The organism is Methyloceanibacter sp., assembly GCF_041573655.1.
Classification (GTDB): domain Bacteria; phylum Pseudomonadota; class Alphaproteobacteria; order Rhizobiales; family Methyloligellaceae; genus Methyloceanibacter.
This window is the reverse complement of record NZ_JBFFQD010000012.1, coordinates 1-18,221: the sequence shown is the minus strand read 5'-3', so window position 1 is coordinate 18,221 and position 18,221 is coordinate 1. Positions and strand designations below refer to the sequence as shown.

Here is an 18,221-nt window from a genome sequence, read left to right as displayed (position 1 = left end):
ATTTGCACCGCGCGGCAAGTGCCCCGCCGGTGCATTTTGTGTATCACGTCCCTAAATGTGCCGGCCGGACGATTGACCGTCATCTGGCGCAGTCTCTGCCCCAATCGGCCTATCACCGTCTGCGGCGGCGGCGGGGGCTCAGGCGCTTCGCGAGCAGATATGACGGCGCGGACATCACCAGCCCGAACGACATTCGCGTGCTCAGCGGCCACTATCTTGGAATTTCGGTCGATCCGCTCTTCGAGCGGCGGTTGATCAAGCGCAGTCTACTGCTGCGCGATCCCGCCAGCCACTTCGTCTCCTACTACAACTACCGGATGACCCGTTACATCTCCCAGGGTCTGCAGCCTTACGGCGTGGACGTGGCGTACAGTGCGATGCAGCGTAATTTCATTACGCATTACATCCTGAAGAACTTCCTCGAGCTGACCTGGACGCAGATCGCGAGCCTCTCCGACGACGAGAAGTACGACCTGGCGAACGCCTTCCTGTCGACCTTCTGGTTCGTCGGCGACTACCAGCTCTGCGACGAGTTTGTCGGCGTGCTCGGCGAGCAACTCGGGATCTCCGCCAATGCGCGTCCGCACAACACGCTGACCGAGCTCGCACGCGGCGCCGGCTGGACGCCTCTCACGCTCGAGCTGCTGCCTCGCGACACCGTCTCCAACATCGTGTCGGAAAACATGATCGATCAGAAGCTGTGGGAGACATGGCACGATGCGCGACACGAAACGTGCTTTGTGCGTCCCGTCGCACTGGAAAACAGCACATCGAGCTTCGTGAGCGGCGAGGCCGTGCGCCTCGTGAGCCAGATCATGCGCCGCGCGCAGCGGCGCTGGGGCACGTTTGATGCGCCCGTCCCTATCATGCACGGGGACCCGGCGACCCCGGCCTAGCCGACCGCGGACCAATCCACGACGTGCCGGATTCGGCCGGTTTCATGGTTATTGCCAGGTCGCATGGCTCCGGCGTGACTTGTCAGGTCTATTTCCCTTCCTGTAGAACTCTCGATCGACACTGGCTCCGGCGGCCCCGTGCCTCGCCGCGGCGAGGGCGCCAACTGCACTAGAGGAGATGACACATCGTAAGACGGCCCATGAAGCTTGCCCCGAACAGGGGCGGTCCCCGTGTAAACGAGGGAATCGACACTCCTGAAATTCAGCTCATTGACGCGACAGGTGAAAATGTCGGCGTCGTTGGTATCGAAGACGCATTGGCCCAGGCGGCGGATGCGGGGCTCGATCTCGTTGAGATTTCGCCCAATTCCAAGCCGCCGGTCTGCAAGATCCTGGACTTCGGCAAATACAAATACCAGGCGCAGAAGAAGGCCGCCGAGGCGCGCAAGAAGCAGCGCACGGTCGAGATCAAAGAGATCAAGATGCGGCCCAATATCGACACGCACGACTACGACGTGAAGATGCGCTCGATGAACCGGTTCTTCGAGGAAGGCGACAAGGTCAAGGTGACGTTGCGCTTCCGGGGCCGCGAAATGGCCCATCAGGACCTGGGCGTCCAGCTGCTGAACAAGGTGAAAGACGACACTGCGGAGATCGCCAAGGTGGAGTCGGAGCCCCGGCTGGAAGGCCGCCAGATGGTCATGGTGCTGGCCCCGATTCGGGCCTAAGGGAAGCCCCGGGCCGAAAAGACCTGGGCGCTTGCCATAGAGGCTGAAATCCCTCTATAAACCGCACCTTCAGGAGCCGCCCGGCAGGGCATGCCGTGGCGGCTCGTTTGCTCTCCATCATCGAATTCAAGAACGCCGGGCGGCCTGTCGCCAGCGCCGGCCCAAAAAGGAAGCCAAATGCCCAAGCTCAAGACCAAGAGCGGTGCCAAAAAGCGATTCAAGATCACGGCCTCCGGCAAGGTGAAATGCGCCGCTGCCGGTAAGCAGCACGGCATGATCAAGCGGACCAACAAGTTCATCCGGAATGCCCGGGGGACGATGGTCCTTGCCGACGAGAACGCCAAAGTCGTGAAGAAGAATTTCCTCCCTTACGCCTAAGGCGAAGGCGAGACGAGCTTAAGGAGCACTGCTATGTCCCGTGTAAAACGTGGCGTTACCGCCCATGCCCGTCACCGCAAGGTGCTGACCAAGGCGAAGGGCTATTACGGCCGCCGCAAGAACACCATTCGCATCGCCAAGCAGGCCGTGGAGAAGGCGGGTCAATACGCCTACCGCGACCGCAAGGTGAAGAAGCGCACCTTCCGCGCCCTCTGGATCCAGCGCATCAATGCCGCCGCACGCGCCAACGGCACCACCTACGGCCAGCTGATCGACGGTTTGAAAAAGGCCGGGATCGAGCTCGATCGCAAAGTGCTGGCCGATATCGCCGTGCGCGAACCGCAAACCTTCCAAGGCTTGGTTGAGGCTGCCACCGCCGCGCGGGGCTGAGCCCCACCATGAGCGCCGCAGAGCTCGACAGTCTCAAGACCGAACTGCTTGAGGCCGTTGTGCGCGCCTCCGATCTTGCCGCGCTCGAAGACGTCCGCGTCGGCGCGCTCGGCAAGAAGGGCCGCGTGTCCGCGCTGATGCAACGGCTCGGCTCCATGCCGCCTGAGGAGTGCCGCGATTTCGGCCAAGCAGTCAACGCGGTGAAGACGGCCGTCGCCGACGCCATCGAAGCAAAGCGCGTGGAACTCGGCCGCGCCGAGACCTTAGCCAAGCTTGCGCATGAGCGCGCGGACGTGACGCTACCGGTGCATGAGGGGCCGCAGGCGAAAGGCCGCATCCATCCCGTCAGCCAAGTGACCGACGAGATCACCGAGATCTTCGCCGATATGGGCTTCTCCATCGCCGAAGGGCCCGATATCGAGACGGACTTCAACAACTTCACGGCGCTCAACATTCCGCCGGAGCATCCGGCGCGGCAAGACCACGACACGTTTTATTTCGCCGAAGGGCCGGACGGCGCGCGGCCTGTGCTGCGCACGCATACGAGCCCGGTGCAGATCCGCACCATGCTGGCGAACGAGCCGCCTTTGCGCGTCATCGCGCCGGGCCGCGTCTATCGCTGCGACTCCGATCAGACCCACACGCCGATGTTCCATCAGGTCGAGGGACTCGTGATCGACGAGGAGACGCATCTCGGTCACCTGAAATGGGTGCTCGAAGAATTCTGCAAAGCCTTCTTCGAAGTGCCGGAAGTCAAGATGCGCTTCCGCGCCAGCTACTTCCCCTTCACCGAGCCGTCGATGGAAGTCGACATTGGCTATGCAAAAGTGGGCGATGAGATCCGCATCGGCGAAGGCGACGAGTGGCTCGAGATTCTCGGCTGCGGCATGGTGCATCCCAACGTGCTGAAAGCGGTGAACCTCGACCCCAAGAAACATCAGGGATTTGCGTTTGGCGTCGGCATCGACCGCTTGGCCATGCTGAAATATGGCATGCCTGACTTGCGCGCGTTCTTCTCAGGCGATTTGCGCTGGCTGACCCATTACGGTTTCGCGTCGCTCGCCGTTCCCACACTTGCTGCGGGGCTGAGCGCGCGATGAAGTTCACCCTGTCATGGCTGAAGGAACATCTCGACACGGACGCCTCCGTGGACGAGATCGCCGACACGCTGACCCGCATCGGGTTGGAAGTCGAAGAGGTGCACAACCCGGCCGCGGCGCTCAAAGAATTTCGCATCGCCGAAGTGGTGAAGGCGAACAAGCACCCGGACGCCGACAAGCTGCAAGTGCTTGAGGTCAACACCGGCAAGGAGCGCCTGCAAGTCGTGTGTGGCGCGCCGAACGCCCATGCCGGGATGAAGGGCGTGTTCGCGCCTGTCGGCGCTTACGTGCCCGGCCTCGACTTTACGTTGACCAAGGCGAAGATCCGCGGCGTCGAGTCGAGCGGCATGATGGTCTCCGAGAAGGAGCTTGAACTGTCCGACGAGCATACCGGGATCATCGAGTTGCCGAAGAAGGCCCGCGTCGGCAGTTCGGCCGCAAAGGCGCTCGGCCTCGACGATGTGATGTTCGACATCGCCATCACGCCGAACCGCCCCGATTGTCTCGGCGTGCGCGGGATCGCGCGCGATCTCGCCGCGGCGGGCCTCGGCAAGCTTACGAAGGAAACGATCAAGCCGGTCAAAGGCGGGTTCAAGAACTCCGTTCCTATCAAGCTGGAGTTCTCGACGGAGACCAAGACGGCTTGCCCTGTGTTTGCCGGGCGGCTTGTGCGCGGCGTTGAGAACGGGCCGAGCCCGGACTGGCTGCAAGCGCGGCTGAGGGCTATCGGTTTGCGCCCCATCAATGCGCTGGTCGATATCACCAATTACATCTCTTACGACCGTGGGCGTCCCTTACATGTTTACGACGCGGACAAGCTCGACGGCGCCATACGCGCGCGGCTTGGACGCAAGGGCGAGAAGTTCCTTGCCCTCGACGGCAAGACCTATGCAGTCGACGAAGAAATGTGCGTCATCGCGGACGATGCGCGCGTGCTTGGACTTGGCGGCGTGATTGGCGGCGAGGACACGGGCTGCACCGAGGAGACGACGAATGTCTTCATCGAGTCTGCCTATTTCGATCCCAAGCGCACCGCGCGCACCGGCCGCACGGCGAACATTGTTTCGGACGCGCGCTTCCGCTTCGAGCGCGGCGTGGATCCTCAATCCGTGCTGCCGGGGATCGAATTCGCCACTGAACTGGTGCTCGAGCTGTGCGGCGGTGAACCGAGCCAGGTCACGGTTGCCGGCAAGGCGCCAAAATCCAATTCGCCCTTTCGCTTCGACATGAGGCAGATCGGCCGCTTGAGCGGGCTGTCACTGTCGAACGCGGACATCCGCCGCAAGCTCACCGCACTCGGCATCAAGCTGGGCGGCAAGACGAACGCTGTGAAGGCGAGCCCGCCCTCCTGGCGCCCGGACATCGCCATACCAGCCGATCTCGTCGAAGAGGTGGTGCGGCTGACCGGTGTCGATCAGGTGCCGGCTACGCCGCTCCCCGATCTGTCTGGTGTGGCCAAGCCAGTCCTGACCGAGCGCCAAGCGCGCGCGAAGTTCACGCGGCGCCTCCTTGCCGCACGTGGATTTGTCGAGGCCGTCACCTGGTCTTTCAATCCGCCGGCCGAGGCGAAACTGTTCGGCGGTGGCGACAAGTCGCTCACGCTGAGTAATCCGATCTCCACGGAACTTGCTCAAATGCGGCCCAGCCTGCTGCCGGGCTTGATCGCGGCAGCCAAGCGCAATCGCGATCGCGGTTTCGCAGACGGCGCACTGTTCGAGCTGGGCCAGGCCTATCGGGGCCTCGCCCCTGAAGACCAATACATGGCCGCGAGCGGCGTGCGCTTCGGGCGTTCGGCGCTCGATGGCGCTGGCCGTCACTGGTCAGGCGATGCAGACCCCGCCGGCTGGGAGGCGGTGAAGGCCGACGCCGTCGCCGCGCTAACCGCGCTGGGCCTCAGTCAGGCAAACATGCAAGTGACCCGCGAGGCGCCGGACTGGTTCCATCCGGGACGTTCAGGTGCACTGAAGCTCGGGCCGAAGGTCACGCTCGGCGTGTTCGGCGAGATCCATCCCGACACTCTCGCCAGCCTCGACGCCGAAGCGCCGATGGCGGCGTTCGAGCTTTATCTCGATGCCTTGCCCCGTTCAAAGCGCAAAGGCACGGCGAGGCCTGCGCTCGATGCCTCGGACCTCCAGGCGGTGCGGCGCGACTTTGCGTTTCTTGTGGATGCTGACGTGGCCGCAGGCCAGGTCGTGCGCGCAGCCTCCGGTGCCGACCGCACGCTGATCGCCGATGTCAGCGTGTTCGACGTGTTCACCGGTCAGGGTGTGCCGGACGGCAAAAAGTCACTCGCCATCGATGTGACGTTGCAGCCGCGCGACAAGACGCTCACGGACGCGGAGATCGACGCGGTGGCCGAAAAGGTCGTCGCCGCCGTGACCAAAGCCACCGGCGGGGCGTTGCGCTAGCGCCGCTCGAAACCGGATCTGCGCCGCTGCCAGCGCTTCCGCTTTTTCTTCCCAGCGCCATAGAACGGCTTGTCGGCGCAAGCGCTGGCAAGTTGCCGCGCGATACTCGCCGGCGTCGCGGGCGCCGGCTGATAGCCTTTGCAGATGGCGCCGATCTTGCCGCCGAGCGCATTTGCATCGTCCGAGCAATAAAGCCCCGAGCCGTCGCTACGCGGTGTGAAGAGCACGCCTTGTGCCGTGCCGCCGTCGCCGAGCCGCGCGCCGAGATGGTTCAGCGCATGGATGCGCGTCGCACTTTGCTGCGGAGAGAAGCGTTCGGGCTTCATATGCGTGCCCGTTAGCGGGACCGCTTCGATGGTGCCGAGACGCCAATCGCCGTCCTGCTTGGCCAGATGCACTTTCGCCATCAGCCCATAGTCGCGGCAAACGCCGAAGCGCTTCATCTCCGCGGTGCCGGGATGAAGGAAATTGCCGAGCCCATAGAAGATGAGAGAGTTGCCGACGCGCTCGACGCCTTGGGCCACGTGCGGGTGATGGCCGACAATGAGGTCGATGCCCCTGCCTTGCGCCGCCTTGCCCCGCCAATCCGTCAACTGCCGCTTGTCCGGCACGACACGGCCTTCGAGGCCATAGTGGATCGACAGGATGCGGTAGTCGGCCGGAAGCTCGGCGAGCCGGTTCAGCACCAGCTGGAAATCCTTTGGATTGCGATAGGCCGCCTGCCCCGCCTTGTTTTGCCCCGCGCGATGCTCCTCCCGCTGGCCGGTGACGATGCCGGTAGCGCTGAAGCCCAGCTTCATGTCGCCGAGCTCGAGACAGCCGGGCCGCGTCGCCTCCTCGTAATTGGTGCCGATGCCGGCATAAGCAATCGGATGCTCCGCCCCCGCCACAGCCAAGTGATAGAGCGTCTCTTCGACGCCGAGCGGGCCGTAGTCCATCGAATGATTGTTGGCGAGAGAGAACAGATTGAAGCCGGTGTTGAGCAACGCACGCAAGCCCGCCGGGTGGCTCTTGAAGTTGTAAGGCGAGGTCTGGCCTTTACCGTCGGGCTCAAGATCGTCGCGGTCAGTGATCACCGTCTCTAGATTGACGAAGGCAAGGTCGCCATTGATGTCGCTCGCAACGCCGCTCACGCTTTCCGCAAAGCCGATCTCCTTGCCGTTCTTCTTGAAGCCGCGCGGGTCGACCTCTGCGCCTTTCGGATTGAAGCCGGTATCGCCGACAAGCACGATGGTGAGTTGGTCGGGGCTTTGTGTCGGCGTCTGAGCCGGGGCATCGCCGATCGAGGCGGTGTATTCGGTGCTGGCGCATGGCGTGATCCGCACGGCGCCTTGCGAAGCGCTCGCGCTCGCGACAAGCGAGAGGGCCAAGGCGGCGGCGCCCAGCAATATCGAACAGCCAATCCTCATGATGCGGCCTGTTCCGCCTCGCGAATCGGTTCTGTATCGAATCCCAGATTGTGGTCGCGGGCAAGATGGACCATGGCGCGCTCGGTCAGGGCGGTGATGGTCAGCAGCGGGTTACAACCGATGGAGCGCGGAATAACGGCGCCGTCGCAGACATAGAGACCGTCATGGACGTCCTCGCCGTTGGTATCGGCGAAGACCTGGCATTTGTGGTTGACCACGCCGCGCCTCGCGTCCTCACCCATGCCGCAGCCGCCAAGCGGATGCGCCGTCGCGGGTGTCACGCCCATGCTGGTCGCGGCGAGCGGGCTCTTGATGTAGCGCCCGCCGACCGTATCGGCCACCTTGGTCAGGGCCTCATCAACGCGTTTGTAGACGGGTTGCTCGGCGACATTCGGCCAGCGAACCTTGAGGCGTCCATCGTCGAGCACGAGCCGGCCGTCGGCGTCGTCATGAGAGACGACGAAGAACGTGCGCAAGTGCGACAGCGGGCCTTGATACACGCCCTTGATGAGGCTCTGTGCGGCGCCGAGAATTCGCCCCCCCGATATAAAGAACACCGGCAGCAGCGGCGCCAAGGCAGAGGGCAGCACGCCTTCTTCGATGATCATGCCACGATCGAGGTCCTTCTCGTCGGGAAGCTCGATCTGCCCGGCAACGCAAGCGCCGACCGTGTCACCGTCAAACTTTGGCGGTTCGCCGACACCGATGGCGTTGACCCGTTCGCTTCCGCCGAGCGCAAAGGCGATGATGTCGCCGTTGGCAGAAAAGCGCGTGCCCAGCCGGTCGGAGCATTTCAATCCTTGATCGCGCGACCGCAACAAAATTTCCGTGGACCCAAGCGTGCCGGCGGCGAGCACCACCGAGCGTGCATCGACATGGCGCGCTTCGCCGTTCTTGTCGCCGGAGGGTGCGAAATGCACGCGCCAGCCGCCGTCGCGCTTCTCGATGTAGTCGACAGTTAGCTCGGTGAAGATCTCGGCGCCGTGCGCGCGTGCATCGGGGAGATAGGTCGCGGCCACGGTGTTCTTGGCGCCGACATTGCAGCCCGAACAGCAATCGCCGCACAGCGTGCACGCGGCTTGAGTTACGCCGGCCGCATTCTCAGTATCCTCGAAGCTCACCGTGACGGGCGAGGCAACCGTGGCGCGGCCGAACGCGGCGCCGGCGGTTTCCAGCGCACGGTACTTGGTCAAGGCGGCAGCGTTACCGTACCGCGCCGGCCGCAGCATGGCCTCCGCACGTTCAAAGCCGAGATCGAGCAGGCCGTCTTTGTTGATCGCGTCCGGCCAGGCGGCATCGGCAAAGACGCGCGCATCGGGGCGCAAGGCGACGCCGGCATTGACCAGCGAGCCGCCACCGAGCCCACAGCCCACGAGCACGTGGATATCGGCGCCGATCCGGAAGTCGTAGAGGCCGGTCTTGGAGCCGGAGCGCATGGTGCCGCCGCTCAGTTGCAGCTCGCGCCGCAGTTCGGGCAGCCGCGCCGGAAAGCCTCCCGCCGGCACCTCCCGGCCCCGCTCGATGACGCAGACGCGTTGCCCAGCCCGGGACAGCCTGGAGGCGGAGACCCCGCCGCCATAGCCGGAGCCCACCACCACCACGTCATAGGCCGGTTTCATGGCGTCCTGGGGTAAAGACAACGTCGTTTGCATGGCCCCTCAATAACCCAAATCAGCAAGTCGCCCCAAGCGGTTATGCGGCCCCAAATGACGCATCACTTCCCATCACGGTGCCGCGAGAGTGCCTAGGCGCGCTCGCGCCCGTTGCCTATCGTTAGAGCCAGACAACAATGTGGAGACATCTCATGATTGCGCGTTGGATTTGCGTCGGGCTGACGGCGGCCTTTCTCGCCATGTTCATGGTCGCCAGCGGCGCCGATGACACGTCTGCGGGCGAGAGCAAGACTGCGATCTTCGCCGGCGGCTGCTTCTGGTGCGTCGAGGACGCCTTCGACAATGTCGACGGTGTGAGCGAGACCGTCTCCGGCTATGCCGGCGGCACGCTGCCCGAGCCGACCTATGGCAGACACGAGGGCCATGTGGAGGCGTTGAAGGTCACCTACGACCCATCGAAGGTCACCTACGCGCAACTGCTCGACCACTATTGGCACAACATCGACCCATTCGATGCGACGGGTCAGTTCTGCGACAAAGGCCCGGCCTACCGCACGGTGGTGTTCACCTCGGACGAGGAAGAAAGAACGCTCGCGGAAAAAACCAAGAAGGACATTTCCACGCGCTTCAACAAGACGGTCGCTACGGAGGTTCGGCCCACGACGACCTTCACCGCCGCCGAGGAGTACCACCAGGATTACCACAACAAGAATCCGGTCAGCTACAAGTACTACAAATGGGGTTGCGGCCGCGCTCAGCGTCTCTCCGAGATTTGGGGCAGCAAGGGCAGCTGAGCCCTCATCGCCGCATCGCGATTTCCGCCGCCCAACAAAAAAGGGAGCCATAAGAGGCTCCCTTTCGCACGTCTTGCCTAAGTCGCGTGTGACTTAGCCGCGCTTGGTGTCCATCCAGGCCATCACGCATTCCTTGGCCCAGGCACGGGCCATCTTGCGGTCGTCTGGGAATTGCAGCTTGGCGGCTTCCTTACAGGGCATGCCGACCAGCGATCCGGCCTGAGCGGACGTCGACTGCATGGGGAGCGCCGTAGCGGCAACGAGACCAGCCGCGGCAGCGGCGAGGATCAGCTTCTTGGACATATTCGGTCCTCCGATTGCGGGGTTGGAACCACCTTCCTACCAGAGGGCGATTAGCCCCCGACAGCCGCAAATTTATGGCGCCTCGCCGCATGGTTTCGCCTTAATTACCAACTGCTCCGGCTTGACCGCAGGCCTATTGCTCCCCTACCAAGCCGCCCATGAGTTCATCGCAGCCGAATCCCCTGTCCCAGATCCGCAACTTCTCCATCATCGCCCATATCGACCACGGCAAGTCGACGCTGGCCGACCGGCTGATCCAGCTGTGCGGCGGGCTCACCCAGCGGGAGATGAAGGAGCAGGTGCTCGATTCCATGGATATCGAGCGCGAGCGCGGTATCACCATCAAGGCTCAGACCGTCCGTCTGGAGTACACGGCCAAGGACGGCAAGGTCTATGAGCTGAACCTGATCGACACGCCGGGGCATGTGGACTTCGCCTACGAGGTGAACCGGTCGCTGGCGGCCTGTGAGGGCTCGCTGCTCGTGGTCGACGCCACCCAAGGGGTCGAGGCGCAGACCCTCGCCAATGTCTATCAGGCGCTCGAGAACAACCACGAGATCGTGCCGGTCCTCAATAAGATCGACCTGCCCGCGGCAGAGCCGGAGCGCGTGCGCGAGCAGATCGAGGAGGTGATCGGGCTCGATGCGAGCGACGCGGTTGAGATCTCCGCCAAGACCGGCCTGGGCGTAGAGGACGTGCTGGAGGCGATCGTCCAGCGCCTGCCGCCGCCGTCTGGCGATGCGAACGCTCCGCTCAAGGCGATGCTGGTGGACAGCTGGTACGACGCCTATCTCGGCGTCGTCGTGCTCGTGCGCATCGTCGACGGGACGCTGAAAAAGGGTCAGCGCATTCGGCTGATGTCCACGGGCGCGGGCTACCAGGTGGAGCGCGTCGGCATCTTCCGGCCCAAGCAAGAGATGCGCGATGCGCTGGGGCCCGGCGAGATCGGCTTCTTCACCGCCGCGATCAAAGAGGTGGCCGACACGCGCGTCGGCGATACCGTCACCGACGAGAAGCGGCCCACGACGAGGCCGCTCACCGGCTTCCAGCCGGCCCAGCCTGTCGTGTTCTGCGGGCTGTTTCCGGTCGACAGCGGCGATTTCGAGGACCTTCGTGAGGCCGTCGGCAAGCTCCGCCTCAACGATGCGAGCTTCGACTACGAGATGGAGACCTCCGCCGCGCTCGGCTTCGGCTTCCGCTGCGGGTTTCTCGGCCTCCTACACCTGGAGATCATCCGCGAACGGCTGGAGCGCGAGTTCAACATCGACCTGATCGCCACGGCGCCGTCCGTCATCTACCGCGTGTTCCTCACCGACGGCAGCATGGTCGAATTGCACAATCCGGCCGACATGCCCGAGCTGCAGAAGGTCGAGCGCATCGAGGAGCCGTGGATAGAGGCGACCATACTCGTGCCGGACGAGCATCTCGGTGCGGTGCTGAAGCTTTGCGAGGACCGGCGCGGGCGGCAGAAGACGCTGAGCTATGCGGGCTCGCGCGCCATGGTGGTCTATGAGCTGCCGCTGAACGAAGTCGTGTTCGACTTCTACGACCGGCTCAAATCGGTGTCGCGCGGCTACGCCTCGTTCGACTACCACATCACCGGCTATGAGCAGGGCGACCTCGTGAAGATGGCGCTCCTCGTCAACGCCGAGCCGGTCGACGCGCTCTCTGTCATCGTCAACCGCACGCGCTCCGAGGCGCGCGGCCGCGCCATGGTGGAGAAGCTGAAGGATCTGATCCCCCGGCACATGTTCAAGATCCCGATCCAAGCGGCGATCGGCGGCAAGGTCATCGCGCGCGAAACGATCAGCGCGCTGCGCAAGGACGTGACGGCCAAGTGCTATGGCGGCGACATCACCCGTAAGCGCAAACTGCTGGAGAAGCAGAAGGCGGGCAAAAAGAAGATGCGCAGCTTCGGCAAGGTCGACATCCCGCAAGAGGCCTTCATCGCCGCGCTGAAGATGGACGCGGACTAGGTGAAGCCCTCAAGCCGGGTGTAGGCTCATCCAGCAGAATGGAGACCTACGAAAATGAAATTCGAAATCTTCAAAGCCTTCAATGGGCAGTACTACTGGCGTGGCCGTGGCGGCGACGGCAAGACCCTGTGCCACTCCGAGGGCTATCGCCACAAAGAGGCGGCCGAGCACGCGATCCAGGCGATCCGCGGTGAAGCGGCCTCCGCCGCGATCGACGACCTCACCCAGGCCAAGGCCGCAGGGTTCGGCCACTAGAGGCGGGTCCAAGCGGGGCTGGATTTCGATCGCCCCCGATCACGAAACCAATTGCCAAGTTCGACGTTATGAGTGGGCGCGCCGCCAATGGCGCGCCCGCGCCTACTGCTGTGCCAAGATTGCGTCACGTCTTTATGATGTTGGTGCGCAATTGTTTGTGGTTAACACTTCCCTAATGACTTGCCTTCATCTTGCCATTTTCTAGTTGTCGTTGCCTTATTATTGACAATACCTTGATTTTGTTGTGTCATTAACGCATCTATGCTTGACAGCGGCTAATATATCACTTTCCATTCGGCCCAAGGAAAAGCAGCACGACGGGGGATGTCGTTGGCTGACGCCAGGCGCGACACCCCAAGCAACAAGCATGTGGCTGCACAGGGGCCGTCTTGTCTTCCCGCGCTTCGCGCAAGGGGTCCTTAGGTCGGGGTGAAGCGCTGTTCCGGAGGGGTCATGATGCGTCCCGCCCTCGCGATTGGACTTTGCCTTCTGCCGTTCGTGGCGGCGGACTTGATGAGCGACAGCACGGCCTACGCCAAAGACCGCCGGGCCAAGGCACAAGTGGCCGTCCAGACCAAGCAACGGACGCCACAGCGCGCCGTTCGCGGGCGCTACCGCGCCGAGCTCAACGACAACACCGTGACCATCATGGGCGGCAGCGCGACGGGCACCGACGCCGCCGTGATCCAGGATATTGCCGCCGTGCTCGATGAAGGGACCGCGATGCGCGTGGTGCCCATGATCGGCAAGGGGCCGGCGCAGACCCTGAAGGACGTGATGTTCATGCGCGGTGTCGACATGGGCATTACCCAGGCGAATGTCCTGAAGCATTTCGCCAACACCGGCGAACTCGGTCCGCTGGACAAGCAGATCGCCTATGTCGCGAAACTGTTCAACGAGGAGATGCACGTGCTGGCGCATTCCGGCATCGACGACCTCACAGCACTGAACGGCAGGGTCGTCAGTATTGGCCCTGAAGGCAGCGGCCTGGAGCTCACCGCGCGCGCGGTGTTCGCCGCACTCGGCGTTGAGGTGCGCGAAACGCAGCTCGATGAGGCTGACGCGCTCGTCAAACTCAAAGCGGGCGAGATCGACGCCATGGTGGTGATCGCCGGCAAGCCGGCGCCGAGCCTGGCCCATCTCGGCCGCGACAGCGGGCTCAAGTTTCTTGGCCTGCCCTACCCGAAGGGCCTGGAGGCTGAGTACTACCCGGCGACGCTGACCCACGACGAGTACCCGGCGCTGATCGAAAAGGGCGCGCAGGTGGACACGGTGGCGGTGTGCGCCGTGCTGGTGTCGTTCAATTGGTCGGACGACAACATCCGCAAGAAGAAGCTCGCGCGCTTCGTCGACCACTTCTTTTCGAACTTCGATGCGTTTCTGGTGAGCCCGCGCCATCCCAAGTGGCGGCAGGTGAACTTTGCCGCAACTTTGGAAGGCTGGCGGCGATCCCCGCTGGCGCAGAGTTGGATCGACCAGGCGAAGACCGCGGTCGCCGCCGGCGGGCAGACGCAAGAGCGCTTCGAGACATTTCTGGCTCAGGCGGACGCTGGGCGTACCCAAGTGTCCGAGACGGAGCGCGTGAAGCTATTTCGTGCCTTTTTGGAGTGGAGCAAGACGCAGAAGCAGAACTAGTCGCCTTCTTTGTTGACTATTGCGTGGGGAGGACGGTGCCATGTTGCAGCCGCTGTTCAGGACGGTTGGCAGTCCAAAGGACCGAGATTCGAAACACATGTCGAATGCCAAGCCGCCAGGCCTGGCGGAGCGTCTTGAGGCGGAGCGTCTCAAGGCGGAGCGGCTCGATGCGAAGCGTCTTGACGCGGAGTTTCCGGTTGGGTTGCGTCTAGCGGCAAAGGCGGAGCCGACCGCATCGTCAATGGCCGAGCGCTTTGCGCCGCAGCCCTTGCGCGCAACACGAGAAGAAACGCCAGCGGTGGAGGCGGTGGAGGCGGTGGACCCGACGCCTGCCTCGCTCGAACCGCGCCTGTTCACCGCACCGCGGCAGGGCGTGCTCGCGATCCTGATGGGCGTGGCCATCGCGCCGGCCGCCATCCTTGCCGGGCTTTTATGGTTCGGCGCAATTCGCGGACCTGACGTCGGGCCCAGCGCCGACGCCAAGCCGGCACGTCACCAGGCTGCGTTCGCGGCCGCGCCTAGCTTGCGCGTTGCCCCGCGGGCGCCGGAGTTCGGCCTGACCTCGCCCGAGGAAATCATGGCGACTGCCGGCGAGGACGTCGCTTTCACTATTGCCATCGAAACAAGCGAGGCCATCCCCACGCGCAGCGTGATCGCCATTCGCGATCTTCCCGACGGCGCGGCCTTCTCGCAAGGGCGCCCGTTCGGCTCGCGCGAATGGAGCCTCACCCCGGATGAAATCGCCGGCCTCTCCTTGCATGTGCCGAACGATCACGCCGGGACTTCGGATCTTGCCGTCGAGCTTGTCGCCGCCGACGGCACCGTGCTGGCCCGTACGGCGACCCGGCTGGACGTGGCTCCCTCGCCCACGGCTGGTCTCGTCGTACGGTCCGGCGAAGAGGATCGCATCAAGGATCTGATAGCCCACGGCCACAAAATGATTGCCGTGGGCTACTTCGCCGGTGCGCGCGCTTACTACCAGCGCGCAGCGGAAGCAGGCAGCGGGGAGGCAGCGCTCGCCGCGGGCGCCACGTACGATCCCGCGTTCATCGCGGCGCTCCGTGCGCAAGGCATCAAGCCTGACAAGCAAGCGGCGCAGGAGTGGTATGGCCGCGCCGCGGCGCTCGGCATCACCGACCGCGCAGGTCAGCTCGCCACGCTGAGGCAAACATGGATGAATGCCGGAGCGAGCCCGGAAGGAGACGCGTCGCCGGCGGGGGATCCCAAGCCCGCCGAGCAAACGGGCCCAACCACACAGGCCGAGGCAGAGCGCGGGCCCTTCGGGCGGCTCGTAGCCGCCGCCACCGAGCTTGCCAGCGGCGATGAGTGGGTCGTAGTGGCCAACCCTGTGCACGTCCGCAAAGGACCCTCCTCGACGGACGAGACGTTCAAGGTCGCCCAGAAGGGCACCAAGCTGCGCGTGCTGGGCCGCGACGGAAACTGGGTGCAGATCACCGACCCGGCCACCAAGCAGCAAGGGTGGATCTACAAGCGCTTCCTAAAAGAGGCCGCCGCGCCCTAAGGGGCTGGCAGCGCCTTTACCGGCTGGCGGCGCCTTAGCCGTTCGACACTGCCGGTGCATGGCGCACTTGCCAGGCGAGGTAGGTCAGCGCAGCGCCTTCGCAAATGAGCAGCACGCCAAGCATCAGCCCCAACACCCAGTCGGATGTGAGCGGCATGTTCGCCCAGAGAATGAGCGCCAGTAGAATGCCGACCAGGCCGCTGCCGAGCACCCAGCCCCAATTGGGGAAGGGCCGGATGGTGAGCGCGAAGATCACCTTGGCGATGCCTTCGACCATAAAATAGACGATCAGCAGCACGGTCATGATGAGCAGGCCGCTATCGGGCGAGCGCAGCAGGAGCACGCCGATCAGAATGGCCAGCACCGCGGAGATCAGCTGCAGCCAATAATGGGGCACGTTGCTGGCGCCGATGAGCCCGATGCCCTGCAAGATGCCGCTGACGATGAGGATCCAGGCAAGCAAGAAGACGATGGCGACCGAGGAGATGAACGGGTAGATCAGCGCGAGCACGCCCGCCACCACCAGCAAGATCCCCTGGATCAAATACCAGAGCGAATAACGCTTCACCGTCTCACGCATAGCTTCGCAGAGCGCCGCCGCTGCGGCGTCGACCGGAATAGCCATGGGTAGAGCCCTCCTCTAGGTTGGCGGCCGAATCAATCGCGCGGCCGCGTGCCAAGCATACGCGATTCACGGGGGCACATGGACCACGAGCAGACTTCAGACGGGTACCTCTCCGCCGCAATTGCCAAGGCCACCTACCGGCTGATCCCGTTCCTATGCCTCGCCTACACGGTCAATTTTCTCGACCGGGTGAATGTCGGCTTCGCCGCGCTGCACATGAACGCGGACCTCGGCTTCTCGCCCGCCGTGTTCGGCTTTGGCGCCGGGATCTTCTTTCTCGGCTACATCGTTTTCGAGATCCCCAGCAATCTCGCGTTGCAGCGCTTCGGCGCGCGCATCTGGATCGCGCGCATCATGATCTCCTGGGGCTTGATCGCTTGCGCCATGGCGCTGGTGCGCGGCGAGACGAGCTTCTACGTCTCGCGGCTTCTGCTCGGCATCGCCGAAGCCGGCTTCTTCCCCGGCATCATCCTCTATCTCACCTACTGGTTCCCGGCAGGGACACGCGCCCGCATCATCGCGCTGTTCATGGCATCAGTGCCGCTCGCCACGGTGTTCGGCGGCCCGATCTCCGGCGTGCTTTTGCAGATGCACGGCTTCGCGGGACTCGCGGGCTGGCAGTGGCTGTTCATCATCGAAGGCGCGCCCGCGGTTCTTCTCGGTGTGCTGGCGCTGTTCGTCCTCACCGACAAGCCGGACAAGGCGGCGTGGCTGAGCGAGAACGAGCGGCGCGCGCTCACCGAGACGCTTGCAAGCGAAGCGGCGAACACGAAAGCGGTCGGCTATGCGGATCTTCGCCAAGCGCTGAAGCGCCCGCGCGTGCTGGCGCTCGGTGTCCTCTACTTTCTCATGGTGACCGGGCTCTACGGTATCGGCTTTTGGATGCCGCAAGTGCTCGCAACCTTCGGCCTCGATCCGCTGCATGTCGGCTTTCTAACCGCGATCCCATATTTGTTTGCGGTCATCGCCATGGTGCTGTGGGGGCGGCATTCCGACAAGACCGGCGAGCGCCGTTGGCATATTGCGCTTCCGCTGCTTCTTGCGGCGTGCGCTTTCGCCTGGTCCGCCTATTCGGGGCCGCTCCTCCCCACCATGATCGCGCTGAGCTTGGCAACGCTCGGCTTCTACGCCGCGTTCGGGCCGTTCTGGTCGCTGCCCACGGCGCTGCTGACGGGGACAGGCGCTGCGGCGGGCATCGCGCTGGTGAATTCCATGGGGAACGCGGCGGGCTTCACGGGCCCATATATCGTCGGGCTCTTAAAACAAGCGACGGGAAGCTTCTCGGCGGCGCTGCTGTTCTTGGCGGCCGCGCTGGCGCTGGGCGGCCTGATGGCGCTGTGCTTCAAGCGGATCGAGGATCCGCGCCACACTTAGGCGTGCGTCCTAACCGTCCTCGTCGCCGCGCACCATGGGCTTGAAGATCTGACCGCTGTCGAGAGTCTCGGCGTTGCACAGATACTGGAACGCGGTCTTCTGCGGGCGGTCGAAGACGTCCAAATACTCCACGACGCCCCAAACTAGGATCGTCGCGTCGCCGCCCATGACACGGTCGGCAAGGCTCGCCGTGGACTCGCAAGTGACGATCTCCGTGTCCGTTGCATCGCGGCCAAGACGCGGCCTTGGCGAGTCCAGCGACGAACGCTGCGGCAACTGCATGATGGGCAGCAAATCCTCATCCGACACGTCGCGAATGCCGACCTCCGCCGCGCTCTTGATCCTGAACGCGGGCGTCTGACCGGAATTGCGGTACACCACCTTCACCTTGACGACGCCCTCGGACTCCGGCGTCTCGATGAACTCGAGCTTGTCGACATCCACATAGGCGCGCAGCTCTTCCTCGCTCGCGCCGCCACTGCCGGCGGGGACGGGCGCAGGCATGGGCGCACTGACGTCCGACGTCCGTCGCGCCGCCTGCAACGCCATAACGAGCGGCACGAACATCAGCATCAGCAGCAATGTCGCGATCGCGCCAATCCACGTCAGCAGGCGCGTCAGCCCGGCGGTGCTCTCGGCTGCTTCAGCCCCGCGCCATTGCTGGCAGAGATCCGCTTCGTAAGGATGCTGGACGTTGTCGCAAGGCGCCGCGACGTTCCACGGCTTCTTCTCTTCCGCCGCGTCGTCGTCTGTCTTGGTGTCGTCGGTAGTTTCCTCAGCCGCGGCGTCTTCTGTCGCAGCGTCTTCGGTCGCAG

At 63.9% G+C, this 18,221-nt stretch carries 17 protein-coding genes; 12 read left to right on the top strand and 5 right to left on the bottom strand.

Going from position 1 to position 18,221, the window contains the following annotated elements; genetic code table 11:
* Positions 1–38 precede the first annotated feature (38 nt).
* The 6 genes from ABY454_RS04620 to pheT all read left to right on the top strand — a co-directional run bounded on the left by ABY454_RS04620 (position 39) and on the right by pheT (position 5,900).
* Positions 39–896 carry a hypothetical protein gene (locus tag ABY454_RS04620; RefSeq protein ID WP_372929006.1) on the top strand — a complete coding sequence of 286 codons (858 nt, stop codon included), beginning with the start codon at positions 39–41 and terminating at the stop codon, positions 894–896.
* A 200-nt stretch (positions 897–1,096) separates the two neighbouring features.
* A complete protein-coding gene (gene infC, locus ABY454_RS04615) occupies positions 1,097–1,624 on the top strand; it encodes a translation initiation factor IF-3 (RefSeq protein ID WP_372929005.1) in 528 nt (175 codons plus the stop codon).
* Positions 1,625–1,801: 177 nt separating this feature from the next.
* Entirely contained in the window at positions 1,802–2,002 is a 201-nt protein-coding gene (gene rpmI / locus ABY454_RS04610; RefSeq protein WP_372929004.1) for a 50S ribosomal protein L35, read from the top strand.
* Positions 2,003–2,035: 33 nt separating this feature from the next.
* On the top strand, positions 2,036–2,392 hold the full coding sequence (rplT, locus tag ABY454_RS04605) for a 50S ribosomal protein L20 (protein WP_372929003.1): 357 nt from the start codon (positions 2,036–2,038) through the stop codon (positions 2,390–2,392).
* An 8-nt stretch (positions 2,393–2,400) separates the two neighbouring features.
* Positions 2,401–3,492 carry a phenylalanine--tRNA ligase subunit alpha gene (gene pheS / locus ABY454_RS04600; RefSeq protein WP_372929002.1) on the top strand — a complete coding sequence of 364 codons (1,092 nt, stop codon included), beginning with the start codon at positions 2,401–2,403 and terminating at the stop codon, positions 3,490–3,492.
* Entirely contained in the window at positions 3,489–5,900 is a 2,412-nt protein-coding gene (pheT, locus tag ABY454_RS04595) for a phenylalanine--tRNA ligase subunit beta (RefSeq protein ID WP_372929001.1), read from the top strand. The genes pheS and pheT overlap by 4 nt, the downstream gene beginning before the upstream one ends.
* On the opposite strand, the gene ABY454_RS04590 is transcribed toward pheT, so the two are convergent.
* Both ABY454_RS04590 and ABY454_RS04585 read right to left on the bottom strand, forming a co-directional pair.
* Positions 5,897–7,309 (bottom strand): CapA family protein, encoded by a 1,413-nt coding sequence (locus ABY454_RS04590; protein WP_372929000.1) that lies wholly within the window; start codon positions 7,307–7,309, stop codon positions 5,897–5,899. The two genes, pheT and ABY454_RS04590, sit on opposite strands and share 4 nt — an antisense overlap.
* Complete coding sequence (locus tag ABY454_RS04585; RefSeq protein ID WP_372928999.1) at positions 7,306–8,961, bottom strand: GMC family oxidoreductase; 1,656 nt, start codon at positions 8,959–8,961, stop codon at positions 7,306–7,308. The genes ABY454_RS04590 and ABY454_RS04585 overlap by 4 nt, the downstream gene beginning before the upstream one ends.
* A 152-nt stretch (positions 8,962–9,113) precedes the next feature.
* On the opposite strand from ABY454_RS04585, the gene msrA reads away from it, so the two are divergent.
* Positions 9,114–9,716, top strand: a complete 603-nt coding sequence (gene msrA / locus ABY454_RS04580) for a peptide-methionine (S)-S-oxide reductase MsrA (RefSeq protein ID WP_372928998.1) — start codon at positions 9,114–9,116, stop codon at positions 9,714–9,716.
* Between the two features lie 93 nt (positions 9,717–9,809).
* On the opposite strand, the gene ABY454_RS04575 is transcribed toward msrA, so the two are convergent.
* Complete coding sequence (locus ABY454_RS04575) at positions 9,810–10,019, bottom strand: hypothetical protein (RefSeq protein ID WP_372928997.1); 210 nt, start codon at positions 10,017–10,019, stop codon at positions 9,810–9,812.
* A 158-nt stretch (positions 10,020–10,177) separates the two neighbouring features.
* Here ABY454_RS04575 and lepA point away from each other — a divergent pair, with 158 nt between their 5' ends.
* The 4 genes from lepA to ABY454_RS04555 all read left to right on the top strand — a co-directional run bounded on the left by lepA (position 10,178) and on the right by ABY454_RS04555 (position 15,407).
* Positions 10,178–11,995 (top strand): translation elongation factor 4, encoded by a 1,818-nt coding sequence (lepA, locus tag ABY454_RS04570; RefSeq protein WP_372928996.1) that lies wholly within the window; start codon positions 10,178–10,180, stop codon positions 11,993–11,995.
* A gap of 54 nt (positions 11,996–12,049) precedes the next feature.
* Entirely contained in the window at positions 12,050–12,250 is a 201-nt protein-coding gene (locus tag ABY454_RS04565) for a YegP family protein (RefSeq protein WP_372928995.1), read from the top strand.
* A 453-nt stretch (positions 12,251–12,703) separates the two neighbouring features.
* Positions 12,704–13,885 carry a TAXI family TRAP transporter solute-binding subunit gene (locus ABY454_RS04560; protein ID WP_372928994.1) on the top strand — a complete coding sequence of 394 codons (1,182 nt, stop codon included), beginning with the start codon at positions 12,704–12,706 and terminating at the stop codon, positions 13,883–13,885.
* Between the two features lie 97 nt (positions 13,886–13,982).
* Positions 13,983–15,407 carry an SH3 domain-containing protein gene (locus ABY454_RS04555; RefSeq protein WP_372928993.1) on the top strand — a complete coding sequence of 475 codons (1,425 nt, stop codon included), beginning with the start codon at positions 13,983–13,985 and terminating at the stop codon, positions 15,405–15,407.
* A 34-nt stretch (positions 15,408–15,441) separates the two neighbouring features.
* On the opposite strand, the gene ABY454_RS04550 is transcribed toward ABY454_RS04555, so the two are convergent.
* Entirely contained in the window at positions 15,442–16,032 is a 591-nt protein-coding gene (locus ABY454_RS04550) for an HdeD family acid-resistance protein (RefSeq protein ID WP_372928992.1), read from the bottom strand.
* A 78-nt stretch (positions 16,033–16,110) separates the two neighbouring features.
* Between ABY454_RS04550 and ABY454_RS04545 the strand changes: the two genes are divergently transcribed.
* A complete protein-coding gene (locus ABY454_RS04545; RefSeq protein ID WP_372928991.1) occupies positions 16,111–17,406 on the top strand; it encodes an MFS transporter in 1,296 nt (431 codons plus the stop codon).
* Positions 17,407–17,415: 9 nt separating this feature from the next.
* Here ABY454_RS04545 and ABY454_RS04540 read toward each other — a convergent pair.
* Positions 17,416–18,221 (bottom strand): hypothetical protein (locus ABY454_RS04540; RefSeq protein WP_372928990.1); only part of this gene is annotated, 806 nt, incomplete at its 5' end.